Raw genomic sequence first — 17,887 nt, forward strand, 5'->3', positions numbered from 1 at the left:
AGACGCGCCATGCCCTGCCCCACCCGCCGCCTGCCGCAGCCCGGCGCCATGGTCGTCGCCCCGCAGCCAGAAGCGGTGGAGGCCGGGGCGGCGATGCTGGTGGCCGGCGGCAATGCGCTGGATGCGGCGCTGGCCTGCGCCCTGACCCAAGGGGTGGTGGACCCGATGATGTGCGGCATCGGCGGCATTGCCACCTTGCAGGTCTTCGACCCGAGGACCGGCACGCACCAGGTGATCAACGGCCTCGGCACCTGCCCGGCGGCGGTGCGCGAGGATATGTGGGCCGATGCCTTCGAGGGCTAATGCAGCGATGGCTTCGGCTATCGGGTGAAGGGCCACGCCAATGAGCTTGGCCCGCTTTCGGTGACGGTGCCAGGGGCGCTGCGGGTCTTCGCCGATGCGCATGCGACGCTCGGCCGTAAGCCCTGGGCGGCACTGTTCGAGGCGGCGATGGACTTCGCCACCGAAGGCTGGATCATCCGCCCGCATGTCCACGCCATGTTCACCCTGGATGAGCGGCCCTATGGCCGGCTCAGCTACGTCCGGAAGCTCGGCCACACGGCGGAGGGCCGCGCGCTGTACCTGCGCCCGGACGGCACGCCGAAGCGGCTGGGCGAGACGGTGCGCAACCCGGCACTGGCGGCGACGCTGAGGCGCATCGCCGCGGGCGGGGCCGAGGAGTTCTACCAGGGCGGAATCGCCCGCGAGATCGTCGCGGTGATGCAGGCCGAGGGCGGGCTGATCACCCTGGCTGACCTCGCCGGCTTCCGCGCAGCGGTCAGCGCCCCGCTTGCCGTGCCCTACCGCGGCTTCACCGTGGCACTGCCGGAGCCGCCGGCGGGCGGCGTGGTGGTGGGCGAGATGCTGCGCATCCTGGAACGCTTCGATCTGACGGCGCTCGGCCACAACACCCCGGCCTACATCCAGGTCGTGGCGGAGGCGATGAAGATCGCCGGGCTGGACAAGGAAGCGCATGTCGGCGACCCGGCCTTCCAGCCGGTGCCGGTCGAGCATCTGCTGTCGGATGCCTATGCCGATGAGTGCGCGGCGCGGATCCGCCGCGGCGAGCGCGCCTCACTGGTGCGGGCGACAACGGATGCGCCGAACACCACCCATGTCTCCTGCACCGATGCCGAGGGCATGGTGGTGTCGATGACGCATAGCTTGGCGGTGCCCTCCGGCGTCATCCCACCCGGCACCGGCTTCATGCTGAACGGGGCGATGAACTGGATGGACCCGCGGCCGGGCCGTGCCGGGTCGATCGCGCCGGGCAAGCGGCGCTATTCGTCGATGTCGCCGGCCATCGTGCTGGAAGCCGGCCGCCCGGTGGCGACGCTCGGCGCGCCGGGCGGCGCCTGGATCACCGTCGCGGTGATGCAGGTGCTGCTGAACCTGCTGGATTGGGGGATGGGCATGCAGGAAGCGGTCAGCGCGCCGCGCTTCTCCGCCACCAGCGAGACGGTGGACCTCTCCAACCGCATCCCGCGCGCGACGGAGAAGGCGCTTGCCGCCATGGGCTATGCGACGAAGCGCAGCTACCAGAGCTACGCCTTCGCCGGAGTGCATGGCATCGCCCTGTGGGACGGCGTGCCGGAGGGCGGCGCCGACCCGCAGCGGGATGGCTATGCGGCCGGGGTCTGAGGCTCGCGGACCGGTTCCTTAACCGGTCCACGGCCGCGAACGCGGGCTACGCGGCGTCCGAGGGCGCAAATGCGTCAGCATCTACGCACGCCAATATTTTACCGGTAGCCGGGATCGGTCAGGTTGGTCAGCGGGAAGGCGCTGTGGACATGCGGCTGCACCACCGGCGCCGCCGGGTGCAGGTAGCTGCCGTCGAGCTGGCCGAAGCTGGTCACGCCAAGCAGCCCGAGCACCTCATGCACCTCAGTCTGCAACAGCTGGAACATCCGCGCCACCCCGGCCTCGCCGGCCGCGGCCAGGGCGTAGCAGTACATCCGGCCCAGGCCGACCAGCTCGGCGCCGAGGATGATCGCCTTGACGATATCCGTGCCGCGGGCGAAGCCGCCATCCACCCACACCTTGGCGCGACCATCGACGGCCTTCACCACCTCCGGCAGCACGGCGATGGAGCCGCGCCCGTGGTCGAGCTGCCGGCCGCCGTGGTTCGAGACATAGACCACCTCGACCCCATGCTCGACCGCGATCACCGCATCCTCGGCGGTGGCGATGCCCTTCAGCGCCAGCGGTGTGCCCGGGAAGCGGTCCTTCCAGCGTTTCACATCGTCCCAGTTCAGCGCTGCCTGGAAATGCTGGCCGGTGGCGCGCACCCGCCAGGGCTTGACGAAGCGCTTGGCGATGTCGCGCTCGCGCCGGCTGTAGATGGCCGTGTCGACGGTGAGGCAGAAGGCGTCGTAGCCGGCGTCGATGGCCCGCTTGCTGACATCCTCGATCCAGGCCCAGTCGCCGCGGACATAGAGCTGGAAGACCTTCGGGCCCTTGCCCGCCTGCGCCATCGGCTCCAGCCCCGGCATGGAGACCGAGGAGACCATGATCGGCACGCCGAAGTCTGCCGCGGCGCGCGCCGCCGGGGCGCCGCCCTCCGGGTCGAAATTCTCCAGCCCGCCGACCGGCGCCAGCATCACCGGCAGGGTGATGGGCTTGCCGAGGAAGCGGCCGGTCAGGTCGATGCTGGACACGTCGCGCAGCACCCGCGGCCGGAACGCCAGCGCGTCGATGGCGGTGCGGTTGCGCAGCATCGTCGTCTCGGTCTCGGTGGCGCCGACCAGGTAGTCCCAATTGCCGGGGCTGAGGCGGGACTTCGCTTCCTTGACGAACTCATGCAGCGTCTGGAAGGGGCTTTCGGTCTCAGTAGCCATTGCTCGGCGATCTCCGTTCACTTGCCGCCCAGATAGTCCCGGGTCCAGCGCTTGTAGTCGGCGTCGCGGGTGACGCGCGCCATGAGATTGTCCTTGGGCAGGCCGGGCAGCGCCGAGGGCTGCACCCCGTCGCGCAGCGCCTTCAGCGCGGCATGGACCGCCTGCTGCGCCGCCATGATCGGCTGGTGCCCCTGCAGGGCGATGCGGACGCCGCGCGCCGCCAGGTATTCCTTGTCGTTGACCTCGGTACCCTCGACGCCGCCGAGGATGATCGGCAGGGTGGCGACGGCCGAAACCGCATCCAGCTCCGCCCTGGTCCTGATGCCGGTGTAGAACAGCGCGTCGGCGCCGCTGGCGGTATAGGCCCGGGTCCGCGCCACCGCGTCCTCGATGCCGTTCACCGAAACCACGCCGCTGCGGGCGACGATGCAGAAGGAGGGATCGTCGCGCGCCGCCAGCGCCGCCTTGACCCTGCCCAGGCCCTCCTCCAGCGAAATCAGCGTGACCTTGCCGTCGCCATAGGGCCGCGGCAGCACCGTGTCCTCCAGCGTCATGGCGGCGACGCCGGCCGCCTCGATCTCCTCGCATGTGCGCATGGCGTTGAGCGCATTGCCATAGCCATGATCGGCATCGACCAGCAGCGGCAGGGTCTTCACCGCCCGGCAGATGCGGCGCGCCTGGTCGGCGAATTCGGTCAAGGTCAGCACGATGAGGTCGGGGGCGCCCAGCACGGTGAGCGAGGCGGTGGAGCCGGCGTACATGCCGACCTCGAAGCCCAGTTCCTCGGCGATGCGGGCCGACATCGGGTCGAAGACCGAGCCGGGATGAACGCAGAGATTGCCCGCCAGCACCTTGCGGAAGCGCATGCGGCGATCGGTGACGCTGTTCATTGGATCATCCCTCCAGAGGCGGCAGGTCGACCCGGCGCCGCGTGGTGTGGCCTTGGTGGCGGGGCGCGGCCCGCCGGGCCGTGCCGTTACGCTGGCCTGTGTAGCACCGCCGGCGTCCGCGTGAAGGTACGGCGGCCGCGCTTGAAGCCGGCCAGGGTCGGCGCGATCTCGCGGATCGCCGCGACCGTGTCGGGGGCATCGACCAGCACCAGATCGGCCGGGTTGCCGACGACGATGCCGTAGTCGGATTTCCGCAGCAGCTTCGCCGACTGGGTGGTGAACATGCCCCAGGTGTCGCGCAGCGCATCCGGCATTGCCTGCTGCACCACATTGGCATAGAGGTTCGCCATGCGGATGAGCTGCCCGTCGCCCATCGGGGTGAAGGCGTTCAGGATGTTGTTGGAGGAGACCGAGCAGGTCACCCCCTGCCGCACCAGCCGGTTGGCATCCACCACGCTGCGCTCCACCCGATGGTCCTTCTCCCGCCCGCCGAGGTAGAGGTCGGTCGAGGGCAGCACCGTCAGCGCCACGCCGGCATCGGCCATGCGCTTCGCCACCTGGTCGAATTCCGGCAGCGGCATGACCGACATCTTGGTCACATGCCCCACCGCGACCCGGCCGCCCCAGCCGTATTTCTCGGTCAGCTCGCAGACCAGCAGCGTGTCCAGCTCGGCGGCGGAGGCGCCGCTGTCGAGGTGCATGTCGATGTCGACGTCGAATTCCCGCGCCATCTCGAACACCCGCCGGATCTGGCCGGCGCGGTCGCTGTCGTAATTCGGCACGGCGCCGACCACGGTGGCGCCGTTGCGCAGCGCCTCAACCATCAGCTCATCGGTGCCGGGGTTGTTGAGCAGCCCCTCCTGCGGCATGACGCAGATCTCGATGTCGATCGCCCAGCGATAGGCGTCGATCAGCGCCTTCACCCCCTCGAAGCCACGCAGCCCGACCAGCGGGTCCACCTCTACATGGGTGCGCATGGTCATGGCGCCGTGCAGGATGCATTTCTCCAGCGTGCGGCGGGCGCGGGCGCTCACATCCTCTACGGTGAAGCTGTGCTTGATGGCGCTGGTCCGCTCCATCGCCCGGTGCGGAAAGCGGGAGGCCTCGCAGGCGCAGCGGTCGATGGTGCAGCTCTTGTCGAGGTGGATATGGGTCTCGACGAAGCCGGGTGAGACCAGCCTTCCGCCGCACTCCACCACCTCGCCCGCCTCGGCCGGCAGGCCGGTGCCGACAGCGGCGATCCGGCCGGCAGCCACGCCGATATCTGCGGCGCTGCCATCCGGCAGCCTGGCGTCGCGCAGCAGCAGGTCGAAGGGCATCTAGAGCTTCTCCGCGGCGGTGGCGTAGGGGATGTTGCGGCCGCCATAGCGGCGGACCCGCACATTGGCCTGCTCCGCATGGCCAGCGAAGCCTTCCAGCATGCAGAGCCGGGAGCACACCTCGCCGATCGCGGCGCTGGCCTCATCCGTCAGCACCCGCTGATAGGTGACGGTCTTGAGGAATTTGCCGACCCAGAGCCCGCCGGTGTAGCGCGCCGCCTTCTGCGTCGGCAGGGTGTGGTTGGTCCCGATGACCTTGTCGCCGAAGGAGACATTGGTGCGCGGTCCCAGGAAGAGCGCGCCGTAATTTGTCATCTTCTCCAGGAACAGATCATCGTCCCGGGTCATCACCTGCACATGCTCCGAGGCGATGCGGTCGGCCTCCGTCACCATCTCCTCCAGGCTGTCGCAGACGATCACCTCGCCGTAATCGCGCCAGCTCTGCCGCGCGATCGCGGCGGTCGGCAGGATTCCGAGCAGCCGCTCCACCTCGGCCATCGTCTCCCGCGCCAGCTTTTCCGAATCCGTCAGCAGGATGGCGGGCGAGGTCGGGCCGTGCTCCGCCTGGCCCAGCAGATCCGTCGCGCAGATCTCCGCATCCACCGTCTCATCGGCGATGACCAGCGTCTCGGTCGGGCCGGCGAAGAGGTCGATGCCGACGCGGCCGTAGAGCTGGCGCTTGGCCTCGGCGACGAAGGCGTTGCCGGGGCCGACCAGCATGTCCACCGCCGGAATGCTCTCCGTCCCCAGCGCCATGGCGCCCACCGCCTGCACGCCGCCAAGGCAGTAGATGACATCCGCCCCCGCCAGGTGCTGCGCCGCGACGATGGCCGGCGCCGGCCGGCCTTCGAAGGGCGGGGCGCAGGTGACGATGCGCGGCACGCCGGCGACCTTGGCCGTCACCACTGACATATGCGCCGAGGCCAGCAGCGGGTACTTGCCGCCGGGCACGTAGCAGCCGACCGAGTTCATTGGGATGTTCCTGTGCCCGAGCACCACGCCCGGCAGCGTCTCCACCTCGACATCCTTGAGTGCCGCCTTCTGGTGCTCGGCGAAGTTCCGCACCTGGGCCTGGGCGAAGCGGATGTCCTCCAGATCCTGGCCGGTGAGTTGGTCGAGGCAGGCTTTGATCTCGGCGTCGGTCAGCCGGTAGTCGGTACGGTCCCATGCATCGAACTTCACCGACATCTCGCGCACTGCGGCATCGCCGCGCGCGGCGATATCCGCCAGCAGCCCTTCGACGATGCCGCGCACCTTGGTATCGGCGTCGGCCTTGTCGGCGGCGGAAATGCTCGTCTTCAACCAGCGTGCCATGGTGTTCTCCTTCGCCGGGCCGCTTCACGGCGTCGGGCTTCGCTCCCGCCGGCCGGTCCGGCTCTATTCCGCCGTCCAGCCGCCGTCGACCAGCATTGCCGAGCCGGTCATCAGCGCCGAGGCATCGGAGGCGAGGAATACCACCGCCCCCATCAGATCCTGCACCTGCCCCAGCCGGCCGAGCTTGATCTTCGACAGCACCCATTCCCGGAACTCAGGCTTCTCGAAGAAGGGCCGGGTCAGCGGGGTCTCGATGAAGGTCGGGCCGATGGTGTTGGCGCGGATGCCGTGCCGCGCCAGATCGATCGCCATCGCCTTGGTCCAGCCCTCCATCGCCCATTTCGAGGCGCAGTAGACCCCGCGGTTCGGCCCGCCGACATGGCCCATCTGGGAGGAGATGTTGATGATGCTGCCGCGCACCCCCTCGGCGATCATCCGCTTCGCCACCGCCTGGGCGGCGAAGAAGCAGCCGCGCAGGTTCAGCCCCATCACCGCGTCGAAATCCTCGGGCGTCACATCCTCGAACCGCGCCGGGCGGTTGGTGCCGGCATTGTTGACGAAGGCGTGGAAGGCCGGGCGGGCGGCCAGGGCGTCCTGCACCGCCGGCACCTCGGCCACGTCCAGCACCAGCGTCTCGGCCAGGCCGCCAGCGGCGCGGATCGCCTCGGCGGCGGCCTCGATCTCGGCGGCGGTGCGGGCGGCCAGGGTCACCTCCGCCCCGGCCCCGGCCAGCGCCGCGGCGGCGGCGAGGCCGATGCCGCGCCCGGCGCCGGTGACGAGGGCGCGGCGGCCGTCCAGGCGGAAGCTCGGGGTTTGCGGGAGCGGGGTCATTGGCGGAGCGGTTGCGTCATCCGTCGCAGTCTGCACGCTCCGGCGCGGCGGTCCAGACCTTGCCGCGCCCCGGCCACTCATCGAGACTGGCGGAAAATCCCCCCAGGAGGAACGCCTGATGCTTCGCCTGTTCGCGGCCGTGCTGCTGGCCGCCGTTGGTGCCCTGCCCGCCGCCGCCCAGACCCGTTGGGTGATGGCCACCGCCTATCCCGATGCCAACTACCACACCCGCAACATCCGCCAATTCATCCAGGAGGTGGAGCAGGCCACGGAAGGGCGGCTGCAGATCCAGCTTCACGCCAGTGCCAGCCTGCTGCCCATGCCGCAGATCAAGCGGGCGGTGCAGACCGGGCAGATCCAGCTCGGCGAGATCCTGATGTCCGTCCATGGCAATGAGGACGCCTTCTTCGAGGTCGACGGCGTCCCCTTCCTGGCTGAAACCTGGGAGGCCTCCGCCGCGCTGATGCGGGCCTCCGAGCCTTTCATCCGGGCGCGGCTGCAGCGCCAGGGGGTGGAGCTGCTGTACATGGCGAATTGGGCCAGCCAGGGCTTCTACACCCGCGAGCCGGTCACCACCCTGGAACAGCTCCGCGGCGCCCGCTTCCGGGCCTACAACGCCATCACCATCCGCATGGCGGAGCTGATGGGCGCCACCCCGGTCACGGTGCAATCCGCCGAGCTGGCCCAGGCCTTCGCCACCAATGTGGTGACGGTGATGTTCACCTCGGCGCAGACCGGCGTGGACACCGCCTCCTGGGATTATGCCAAGGTCTTCACCGATGTCGGCGGCATGCGCGCCCGCAACGGCGTGCTGGCCAATGCCCGGGCCATGGCCACGCTGGACGAGCCGACCCGGCAGGCGGTGCGGGCGGCGGCGGCCCGGGCGGCGGAGCGCGCCGTGGGCATCGCCCAGGAGGCGGAACGGAGCACGGCCGCGCGGCTGCGCGAGCGCGGGATGCAGGTGACCGGCCCCACCCCGGAGCTGCTGGCGCAGCTGCGGGAGGTGGGCGCGAAGCAGATCCAGGACTGGCTGGCCAAGGCCGGGCCGGACGGGCAGGTGATGATGGAGCGCTACCGCGCCGCGCTCGCCCGCTGACAGCGGCGCGCCTGCCCCGCATACTGCGCCGCGGCATGAACCCGAGGGGGCTTCGATGGCGGCACTGGTGACGGGCGCGCAACAGGGAATCGGCCGGGCCTGCGCCCTGGCCCTCGCCGCCGCCGGCCATGATGTGGCGGTGAACTGGCTGGACGATGAAGCGGCCGCCGAGGCGGTGGCCGCGGGCATCCGCGCCGCCGGACGGCGCGCCCTGCTGGTGCGCGGCGACGTCGGCACCGCCGCCGGCTGCGCCGCCATCGTCCAGGCGGCGCTGGACGGGCTCGGCCGGCTCGACGTGCTGGTGAACAACGCCGGCATCTTCCCGCGCGTGCCCTTCCTCGACATGACCGAGGCGGAATGGGACCAGGTGCTGGACGTCAACCTGAAGGGCAGCGCCTTCTGCGCCCAGGCGGCGGCACGGGCGATGGTCACGGCGGGACGGCCCGGGGTGATCCTCAACCTGGCCTCGGCGGCGGTCCGTGGCGCACCGCTCGGGGTGCATTACAGTGCGACGAAGAACGGCGTGGTCGGCCTCACCCGCTCCATGGCGCTGGCGCTGGCGGAGCACCGCATCCGGGTGAACGCCATAGCCCCCGGGCTGACCGATACGGCGCAACCGCGCTACGGCAACAGCGATGCGGAGGTGCGGGCGATGGGCGCCGCGCTGCCGCTCGGCCGCCTGGGGCGGCCGGAGGATATCGCCGATCTGGCGGTGTTCCTCGCTTCCGACAGGGCGGAGTGGATCACCGGGCAGGTCTACCACATCAATGGCGGTGGCTATCTGGCATAGGGCCTCCCCACAAAGCTGCTGCGCAGTGTCGCGGGGGCCGCGATGGCGGCTCCCGATCGGCACCTCACCTCAGCCTTCCGCGGCCAGGCCGCGGAAGGACACGACTGGCGCGGCTCATTCCAGCAGCAGGTCGCGCAGTTGCGCCAGCCGCGGCGCATCCAGGCCGAGGCCCTGCTCCAGGAACACCGGCAGGCTGCCGCCATGGGCCTCGATGGCGGCGTCAAGCGCCGCCTCCAGCAGCGCCGGATGGGTCCCATAGAGCGCCTCGGCCAGCGGCTTTGGCGTGCCATCCGGCAGGGCGTAGTCGCGCCGCCACAGCCGGTCGGTCGCCACGTAATCCGCCAGCACCGTCTGCCGCGTGGCGCCAAGCGCCGTCAGCACCAGCGCCGCGCCCAGTCCGGTACGGTCCTTGCCGGCGGAGCAGTGGAACAGCAGCGCATGCCGGCGGGGGTCGAGCAGCAGATCGAACAACCCGCGATAGGCGGCGATGAAACGGGTGCCGTAATCCAGATAGGCACGACGCAGCAGCGCGACCACATCCTCGCCGGTCGATTGCTCCCGCCGCATCAGATCGGCCAGCGAGGCGCCGACCGTCGGCTCGATCGGCAGCGACACCCGCTCCGCACCCTCCGGCAGGCGGGAAGGGTGCCGCGCCGCCTCTGCCACCCCGCGCAGGTCGCAGATCGTGCGCAGGCGGAGCGCCGCCACCGCCGCCACGTCGCGCGGCGTGAGCTGCGCCAGGGTCGCCGAACGGTACAGCACGCCGAAGCGCAGCCGCCGGCCATCCGACACCTGCCAGCCCCCCAGGTCGCGCAGGTTGGAGGCGCCTTCTAGGGCAACGGGGCGTGGCAAATCCTGGGTCAAGCTCGGCGATCCTTCATCCGCGGCGGCGCTCGCCTTGACGCCGGGCGAGAGCGGCGAGAAGGATCACCGCTCCGGCCCCGCCGCACCAGAGCCAAAACCGAGGAGACTGCCCATGCCGTCATCATCCCTGTTCGACCTTTCCGGCAAGGTCGCCATCGTCACTGGCGGATCCCGCGGCATCGGCCGGGCGATCGCCGAGCGCATGGCGGAGCATGGCGCCAAGGTGGTGGTTTCCTCCCGCAAGCTGGACGCCTGCCAGGTGGTGGTGGACGCCATCACCGCGAAGGGCGGCACCGCCGTCGCCATGGCCTGCAACATCGGCCGCAAGCTGGAGCTGCAGGCGCTGGCCGACGAGACCATCGCCAAATGGGGCGGCGTCGATATCCTGGTCTGCAACGCCGCCATCAACCCGCATTTCGGGCCGGCGATGGGCATCCCGGACGAGGTGTTCGACAAGATGATGGCGACCAACGTGAAGTCGAACATGTGGCTGTCGCACATGTGCATCCCGAGCATGGAGGCGCGGGGCGGCGGCGCCATCGTCATCGTCTCCTCGATCGGCGGCTACAAGGGTTCGGTCAACCTCGGTGCCTATGCCATCACCAAGGCGGCCGACCTGCAGCTGGCGCGGAACCTGGCCTGCGAATGGGGGCCGAAGAACATCCGGGTGAATTGCATCGCCCCCGGGCTGATCCGCACCGATTTCGCCCGCGCCCTGTGGGAGGATCCGGTGAACTATAAGAAGCGGACCCGCGACACCCCGCTGAAGCGGATCGGCGAACCGGACGAGATCGCCGGCGCCGCAGTGTTCCTCGCCTCCCCGGCCGGCAGCTTCATGACCGGGCAGAGCATGGTGATCGATGGCGGCGTCCTGGCCGGGCCGCCGGCGAACACGGAGGACTGACGGCGCCAGCGGACGCGGAGCGGCGTTCGAGTTGAATGCCGCTCGGCGGGGCGCTCACGCGCCCCTGCGATCCACTCCGATGCGCCGGTTCCCCGGCTGCCCCTTGACAGGACCGGAACCCGGCCCCGGTTCTGTCAAGAGCCTTAGTTGCCCCGCCGCCCTGCGCTGCCGGCGCGGGCCTCAGCACGCAGAATCGCAACAGCATCGCTGCCTGTGACAAGACATGACGAAACCGGGACCGGCGGCTCACCTTCCGGCAATGCCCGAAATGAGGCAAAGTCGCCGCGCTCCCGCCGCATCAAGCAGCACAAGCAGCGCCGGGGCGCCGTATTGCGTTATGCGGCGCCTGGAATTGATGCTTTATTTATAATCGGGCCTGCTTGGCGCGATCCCGTGCGGGAACGCAGGCTGCTCACCCTGCGGTGATTTGCACTCTACACGACCGCCTTGCGGCGCAGCAATAAAAGTTTACCGCCATCGGCTGGCGCTAGCTCCATCCTGTTCGCGTTGCGCTGAAGTGCCAGCGCTTCCAGGGGCGGCCGATGAGCAGCATGCAAGACATCTTTGCCGACTACGCCAGGGCCTATGAGTCCCGGCGCGAGACCGATATGTCGATTGCCGAGTTTCTCGAAACCTGCCGGACCGATCCGGGGTGTTACGCCACCGCGCCCGAGCGCATCCTCTCCGCCATCGGCGAACCGGAGGTGGTGGACACCGCGAAGGATGCCCGGCTGGGGCGGATATTCCTCAATCGTACCATCCGCATCTACCCTGCCTTTTCCGAATTTTACGGCATGGAGGAGACGATCGAGCGGATCGTCGGCTTCTTCCGCCACGCCGCCCAGGGGCTGGAGGAGCGCAAGCAGATCCTCTACCTGCTGGGCCCGGTGGGCGGCGGCAAATCCTCCCTCGCCGAGCGGCTGAAGGCGCTGATGGAGGCCGAGCCGGTCTATGTGCTGAAGGCCGGCGAGCAGATGAGCCCGGTCTACGAAAGCCCGCTCGGCCTGTTCGACCCGGATCGCATGGGACCGCTGCTGGAGGACCGCTACGGCATCCCCCGCCGCCGCCTGACTGGGCTGATGAGCCCCTGGGCGCTGAAGCGGCTGGATGAGTTCGGCGGCGACATCTCCAAATTCCGGGTGGTGAAGATCCGGCCGTCGCGGCTGCGGCAGATCGCGGTCGCCAAGACCGAGCCGGGCGACGAGAACAACCAGGACATCTCCTCCCTGGTCGGCAAGGTCGATATCCGCAAGCTGGAGATGTACGGGCAGAACGACCCGGACGCCTACAGCTTCTCGGGCGGGTTGAACCGGGCGAACCAGGGCATCCTGGAGTTCGTCGAGATGTTCAAGGCGCCGATCAAGATGCTGCACCCGCTGCTGACGGCGACGCAGGAGGGCAATTACATCGGCACCGAGAACATCGGCGCCATCCCCTTCCAGGGCATCATCCTGGCGCATTCCAACGAAGCGGAATGGCAGGCCTTCAAGAACAACAAGAACAACGAAGCCTTCATCGACCGCATCTATGTCATCAAGGTGCCCTACTGCCTGCGGGTGACCGAGGAGCAGAAGATCTACGACAAGCTGGTCCGCAGCTCGGAACTGGCGCCCAGCCCCTGCGCCCCGGCGACGCTCGAGATGCTGGCCCGCTACAGCGTGCTGACGCGGCTGCGCAAGCACGACAACTCCAACATCTACGCCAAGATGCGGGTCTACGATGGCGAATCGCTGAAGGAGACCGACCCGCGCGCCAAGACGCTGCAGGAATACCGCGACGCCGCCGGCCCGGATGAGGGCATGGATGGTGCCTCCACTCGCTTCGCCTTCAAGGTGCTGGCGGCGACCTTCAACTACGACACCACCGAGATTGCCGCCGACCCGGTGCACCTGATGTACGTGCTGGAACAGTCGATCCGGCGCGAGCAGCTGCCTGACGAGACCGAGAAGCGCTACCTGGAGTTCATCAAGGGCGAGCTGGCGCCGCGCTACGCCGAGTTCATCGGCAACGAGATCCAGAAGGCCTATCTGGAAAGCTACAACGACTACGGCCAGAACCTGTTCGACCGCTATGTCGGCTATGCCGATGCCTGGGTCGAGGACCTCGACTTCAAGGATCCCGACACCGGTCAGATGATGAACCGGGAGCTGCTGAACCAGGAGCTCACCAAGATCGAGAAGCCGGCGGGCATCGCCAACCCCAAGGACTTCCGGAACGAAGTGGTCAAATTCGCCCTGCGGGCGCGTGCCAACCGTGGCGGCAAGAACCCTTCCTGGACCAGCTATGAGAAGATCCGGGAAGTCATCGAACGCCGCATGTTCAGCCAGGTGGAGGATCTGTTGCCGGTAATCTCCTTTGGGTCGAAAAAAGACGGTGAAACCGAGAAGAAGCACAGTGAATTCGTGGCACGCATGACTTCCCGGGGGTATACCGAACGTCAGGTGCGCCGGCTGGTGGAGTGGTACATGCGCGTGAAGCAGGCCGGCTAGCCGTCCAACCCGGTCGCAAGGCTCCCGCTGCATGCAGATCCTGGACCGCCGCCTCAATCCCAGCGGCCGTAGCCTGCCCAACCGCCAGCGTTTCCTGCGCCGTGCCAAATCCCTGGTGCAGGAAGCGGTGCGGGACGCTTCGGCCAAGCGGGACATCCGCAACGCCGACGAGGGCGGGGAAGTGAGCATTCCCCTGCACGGAATCCGCGAGCCGAGCTTCCACCATGGCAGCGGCGGCATCCGCGACCACGTGCTGCCCGGCAATAAGGAATACCGCGAGGGCGACGAGATCCCCCGCCCGCCCAGCGGCGGCGGGGGCGGCGGCTCCGAGGGTTCGCCGGATGGAAGCGGCGAGGATAATTTCCGCTTCGTCCTGACCCGCGAGGAGTTCCTCAGCCTCTTCCTCGATGACCTTGAGCTGCCGGATATGGCCAAACGCCGGCTGGTCGATGGCACCGACCCGGCCTGGCACCGCGCCGGCTATTCGGTCAGCGGCTCGCCGGCGAACCTGGCGCTTGGCCGGACCATGCGGAACAGCATGTCGCGCCGCATCGCGCTGAAGCGCCCGAAGCCGGAGGCGGTGCAGGCGCTGGAGGAGGAGATCGCCGCGCTGGAAGGCGATCCGGCGCAGGCCGAGCGGGTGCTGGAACTGCGGGCGGAGCTGGAACGGATGCTGCAGCGGACCAGGCTCATCCCCTGGATCGACCCGATCGACGTGCGCTACCGCCGCTTCGAGCCGGTACCGCGGCCGGTGGCGCAGGCGGTGATGTTCTGCCTGATGGATGTCTCCGGCTCGATGACCGAGGACATGAAGGACCTCGCCAAGCGCTTCTACACGCTGCTCTTCATCTTCCTGCAGCGCCGCTACAAGCATGTCGAGATCGTCTTCATCCGCCATACCCACGAAGCCTCGGAGGTGGATGAGGAGACCTTCTTCCACAGCCGGGAAACCGGCGGCACGCTGGTCTCGACCGCGCTCGAGGAGATGCAGAAGGTGGTCGCCGATCGCTACCCGCCGGCCGAATGGAACATCTACGCCGCTCAGGCTTCGGACGGCGACAACGCCGCTGGCGACAGCCAGAAGACGGCGCGGCTGCTGGTGGATACCATCCTGCCGGCCTGCCAGTACTACGCTTATATCGAGGTGGGGCGGGAGGGCGAGCACGGCATCCCCGGCTTCCCGCGCGGCCCCACCGACCTCTGGCGAACCTATGAGGCGCTGGTCACCGCTGGGGCGCCGCTGGCGATGAAGAAGGTCCGCCATCGGCGTGAGATCTTCCCGGTGTTCCGGGAGCTGTTCGCCAAGCGCGGCGTGCTTGAAGGGGCGAATGCATGAATGCCGCCTTGGAAGACCGGTTGCTCTACCAGGGTGCCGACTGGGATTTCGGCACGCTGATGCGGATCCATGACGCCTGCGCCGAGATCGCCGGCGATGAACTCGGCCTCGACTGGTACCCGAACCGGATCGAGGTGATCAGCGCCGAGCAGATGCTGGACGCTTATGCCAGCACCGGCCTGCCGCTGTTCTACCGCCACTGGTCCTTCGGCAAGCATTTCGCCCAGCATGAGGCGCTGTACCGCCGCGGGTTGCGCGGGCTGGCCTATGAGATCGTCATCAACTCCGATCCCTGCGTCTCCTATGTGATGGAGGAGAACACCGCCACCCTGCAGGCGCTGGTGATCGCCCACGCCGCCTTCGGCCACAATCACTTCTTCAAGAACAGCCGGTTGTTCCGAGAATGGACGGATGCCAAGGGCATTCTGGATTACCTGGAATTCGCCAAGGGCTACGTCCAGTCCTGCGAAGAGCAGCATGGCGAGCCGGCGGTGGAGCGCATCCTCGACAGCGCGCATGCGCTGATGAACTACGGCGTCCACCGCCACCGCCGCCGCGCCCCCGACCTGCAATCCGAGCAGAAGCGGGAGCGGGAACGGCGCGAGCACGATGAACAGATGTACAACGTGCTCTGGTCCACCATGCCGGAGAAGGCGGCCGCCCCACCGACCCGGAGCGAGGAGGAGCGGCGCCGCGTCCTGCTGCAATTGCCGCAGGAGAACATCCTCTATTTCCTCGAGAAGTCGGCGCCGCGCCTCGCCCCCTGGCAGCGCGAGATCCTGCGCATCGTCCGCAACGTGGCGCAGTATTTCCTGCCGCAGCGGCAGACAAAGGTGATGAACGAGGGCTGCGCCACCTATGTCCATCACCGTATCCTGAACCGGCTGCACGAACAGGGCCGCATCAGCGACGGCGCGCTGCTGGAAGCGCTGCATTCCCACACCAGCGTCATCATGCAGCCGGAATTCGACGACCAGCGCTATTCCGGGATGAACCCCTATGCGCTGGGCTTCGCCATGATGTCGGACATCGAGCGCATCGCCACCAGGCCGACCGAGGAGGACCGCGAATGGTTCCCAGACTTCGCCGGCTGTGGCGACGCCATGCCAGTGCTGCGCCACGCCTGGGCGGAGTTCCGCGACGAGAGCTTCATCCTGCAATTCCTCAGCCCGAAGCTGATGCGCGACCTGAAGCTGTTCCACGTGCTGGACGACACCGCCCAGCCGGTGCTGCGAGTGGAGGCGATGCATGACGAGCGCGGATACCGCCGGCTGCGCCGCGCCCTCGCCCGGCAATACGACCCGGCGCTCACCGACCCGGATATCCAGGTGGTGGACGTCGACCTCTCCGGCGACCGCCGGCTGATCCTGGAACACCAGGCGACCGGCGGGCGGCTGCTGGAAGAGCAGGAGGCGCGGCAGGTGCTGCGCCACCTCGCCAGCCTCTGGGGCTATGACGTGCTGCTGCGCGAGGTGGACCAGGGCAGCGGCGCCTCGCTGCGCGAGCACGCCGTCTCCCCGCCGCGCTGAGGATCAGGCCGCGACAGCCCGGGCAGCCTGGGCCGTCGCCTTGACCATCGCCGCGCCCTTCTCGGCGATCATGATGGTCGGCGCATTGGTGTTGGTCGATGTCACCGTCGGCATGACGGAAGCATCGATCACGCGCAGCCCCTGCAACCCATGCACCCGCAGCTGGTCGTCGACCACCGCCATCGCATCCGGCCCCATCCGGCAGGAACAGGTGGCATGGAACACGGTGGTTCCAGTCTGCCGCGCATAGGCGAGGAACTCGTCATCCGTCTGCACCTGCGGGCCGGGGACCGTCTCGGCCACCAGGTAGCGCTTCAGCGCCGGGGCGTTGAACCATTCCCGCACCCGCCGCATCGCCGCGACGATGGTGCGCCGGTCGCGCTCCTCGGACAGGTAGTTCGGGTTGATCGAGGGCTGGTCGCGCGGGTCCGGCGTGCGGGCCAGCACGCTGCCACGGCTTTCCGGCCGCATCTGCCAGATGCCGGAGGTCATGCCCGGCTTGGTGTCCAGTTGCCGCGTTGGCCCCGGCGCGTAGCTGGCCGAGGCGAACAGCGCCTGCACATCCGGCGTGGCGGATTCCGGCAGCACCTTCACCGAGGCCGCCACCAGCGACGCCGCATAGGTCAGGATGCCGCGGTTGGTGGCGAAATACTTCACCACCTCGCCAGCCAGGCGCAGCCCGCGGGAGCGTTCGTTCAAGGTGGCGATGCCCGTCAGCTCCGCCTGCACCCGCACCAGGAAATGGTCCTGGAAATTCCGGCCGACGCCGCGCAGCGCGTGCCGCACCGGGATGCCGACCCGCCCCAGATGCTCCGGGTCGCCGACGCCGGAAAGCTGCAGCAGATGCGGCGTGCCGATGGCCCCGGCCGAGAGGATCACCTCCGTCCCCGCCCGCGCCTCCTCGGTGACGCCACCGCGGGAGAAGGCGACGCCCACCGCCCGTGTGCCCTCGAACAGAACCCGGTGCACCAGCGCATTGGTGACGAGCATCAGATTGGGCCGCCGCAGCGCAGGGCGCAGGTAGGTCCGCGCGGCGGAGGCACGGAACCGGCCGCCGCGGGTCTGCTGCACCCAGCCGATATGGTCGCCGAGGCCATGCGGCAGGTCGTTCAGGTCTTCGCGGTACTCCCAGCCCAGCTCGACGCCGGCCTGGATCGCCGCCTGGCACAGCTCCGGCTGGTCCCGGGTGCGGGAGGTGAACAGCGGGCCGTCCGTCGCATGCACCGCATCGGCCGGGCCCTCCCACCGCTCCGCCTTGCGGAAGAAGGGCATCACCTCCTCCGACGACCAGCCGCGATTGCCGAGCTGCGACCAGTGGTCGTAATCCTCGGGCTGGGAGCGGATGTAGATCAACCCGTTGATCGAGCTGGACCCGCCCAGCACCCGGCCGCGCGGGTAGGGAATCTCCCGCCCGTTCAGCCCGGAGTCCTTGTCCGCCTTGTAGCCCCAGGTCAGCGTCGGGTGCTGCAGCAGCTTCATGTAGCCGGCGGGGATGTGGATGTAGGGGTGCCAGTCGCGGCCACCGGCCTCGATCAGGATGACGCGGGTGCCAGGGTCTTCGGTCAGCCGGTTGGCCAGCACGCAGCCGGCCGAGCCTGCGCCCACGATCACGTAATCCGCCTGCATGCCCGTATTCCCCCCTTATCCGGGTCTAGTACGAAGCCTGCCGAATCGCCAATCCGGCAGGC

General features: G+C 68.8%; 13 protein-coding genes and 1 pseudogene. 7 read left to right on the plus strand and 7 right to left on the minus strand.

Going from position 1 to position 17,887, the window contains the following annotated elements:
- Positions 1-93: 93 nt before the first annotated feature.
- A pseudogene (locus H7965_RS11070) lies at positions 94-1,641 on the plus strand (gamma-glutamyltransferase family protein).
- Between the two features lie 98 nt (positions 1,642-1,739).
- Here H7965_RS11070 and H7965_RS11075 read toward each other — a convergent pair.
- The 5 genes from H7965_RS11075 to H7965_RS11095 all read right to left on the minus strand — a co-directional run bounded on the left by H7965_RS11075 (position 1,740) and on the right by H7965_RS11095 (position 7,191).
- The gene (locus H7965_RS11075; RefSeq protein ID WP_186770638.1) at positions 1,740-2,837 is read right to left on the minus strand and encodes an alpha-hydroxy acid oxidase; all 1,098 of its coding nucleotides are present in this window, start codon (positions 2,835-2,837) and stop codon (positions 1,740-1,742) included.
- A 17-nt stretch (positions 2,838-2,854) separates the two neighbouring features.
- The gene (locus H7965_RS11080; protein WP_186770639.1) at positions 2,855-3,727 is read right to left on the minus strand and encodes an isocitrate lyase/PEP mutase family protein; all 873 of its coding nucleotides are present in this window, start codon (positions 3,725-3,727) and stop codon (positions 2,855-2,857) included.
- A gap of 86 nt (positions 3,728-3,813) precedes the next feature.
- On the minus strand, positions 3,814-5,046 hold the full coding sequence (locus tag H7965_RS11085) for an amidohydrolase family protein (protein WP_186770640.1): 1,233 nt from the start codon (positions 5,044-5,046) through the stop codon (positions 3,814-3,816).
- Positions 5,047-6,360: a histidinol dehydrogenase gene (hisD, locus tag H7965_RS11090; RefSeq protein ID WP_186770641.1), complete on the minus strand. Its 1,314-nt coding sequence runs from the start codon at positions 6,358-6,360 to the stop codon at positions 5,047-5,049. It abuts the gene before it with no gap.
- 63 nt (positions 6,361-6,423) lie between these two features.
- Positions 6,424-7,191, minus strand: coding sequence for an SDR family NAD(P)-dependent oxidoreductase (locus H7965_RS11095; RefSeq protein ID WP_186770642.1), 768 nt, complete (start codon positions 7,189-7,191; stop codon positions 6,424-6,426).
- A gap of 118 nt (positions 7,192-7,309) precedes the next feature.
- On the opposite strand from H7965_RS11095, the gene H7965_RS11100 reads away from it, so the two are divergent.
- Entirely contained in the window at positions 7,310-8,287 is a 978-nt protein-coding gene (locus H7965_RS11100; RefSeq protein WP_186770643.1) for a TRAP transporter substrate-binding protein, read from the plus strand.
- A gap of 55 nt (positions 8,288-8,342) precedes the next feature.
- Positions 8,343-9,077, plus strand: coding sequence for an SDR family NAD(P)-dependent oxidoreductase (locus H7965_RS11105; RefSeq protein ID WP_186770644.1), 735 nt, complete (start codon positions 8,343-8,345; stop codon positions 9,075-9,077).
- A gap of 114 nt (positions 9,078-9,191) precedes the next feature.
- On the opposite strand, the gene H7965_RS11110 is transcribed toward H7965_RS11105, so the two are convergent.
- Complete coding sequence (locus H7965_RS11110) at positions 9,192-9,941, minus strand: tyrosine-protein phosphatase (protein WP_186770645.1); 750 nt, start codon at positions 9,939-9,941, stop codon at positions 9,192-9,194.
- A gap of 112 nt (positions 9,942-10,053) precedes the next feature.
- Here H7965_RS11110 and H7965_RS11115 point away from each other — a divergent pair, with 112 nt between their 5' ends.
- The 4 genes from H7965_RS11115 to H7965_RS11130 all read left to right on the plus strand — a co-directional run bounded on the left by H7965_RS11115 (position 10,054) and on the right by H7965_RS11130 (position 16,199).
- Positions 10,054-10,845: an SDR family NAD(P)-dependent oxidoreductase gene (locus tag H7965_RS11115; RefSeq protein WP_186770646.1), complete on the plus strand. Its 792-nt coding sequence runs from the start codon at positions 10,054-10,056 to the stop codon at positions 10,843-10,845.
- A gap of 542 nt (positions 10,846-11,387) precedes the next feature.
- Positions 11,388-13,334: a PrkA family serine protein kinase gene (locus tag H7965_RS11120; RefSeq protein ID WP_186770647.1), complete on the plus strand. Its 1,947-nt coding sequence runs from the start codon at positions 11,388-11,390 to the stop codon at positions 13,332-13,334.
- Positions 13,335-13,365: 31 nt separating this feature from the next.
- Positions 13,366-14,670, plus strand: a complete 1,305-nt coding sequence (locus tag H7965_RS11125; RefSeq protein WP_186770648.1) for a YeaH/YhbH family protein — start codon at positions 13,366-13,368, stop codon at positions 14,668-14,670.
- Positions 14,667-16,199, plus strand: coding sequence for a SpoVR family protein (locus tag H7965_RS11130; RefSeq protein ID WP_186770649.1), 1,533 nt, complete (start codon positions 14,667-14,669; stop codon positions 16,197-16,199). The genes H7965_RS11125 and H7965_RS11130 overlap by 4 nt, the downstream gene beginning before the upstream one ends.
- A 3-nt stretch (positions 16,200-16,202) precedes the next feature.
- Here H7965_RS11130 and H7965_RS11135 read toward each other — a convergent pair whose 3' ends face one another.
- On the minus strand, positions 16,203-17,825 hold the full coding sequence (locus H7965_RS11135) for a GMC family oxidoreductase (protein WP_186770650.1): 1,623 nt from the start codon (positions 17,823-17,825) through the stop codon (positions 16,203-16,205).
- Positions 17,826-17,887: the final 62 nt, after the last annotated feature.

Source organism: Siccirubricoccus deserti (assembly GCF_014283215.1).
GTDB classification, from domain to species: domain Bacteria; phylum Pseudomonadota; class Alphaproteobacteria; order Acetobacterales; family Acetobacteraceae; genus Siccirubricoccus; species Siccirubricoccus deserti.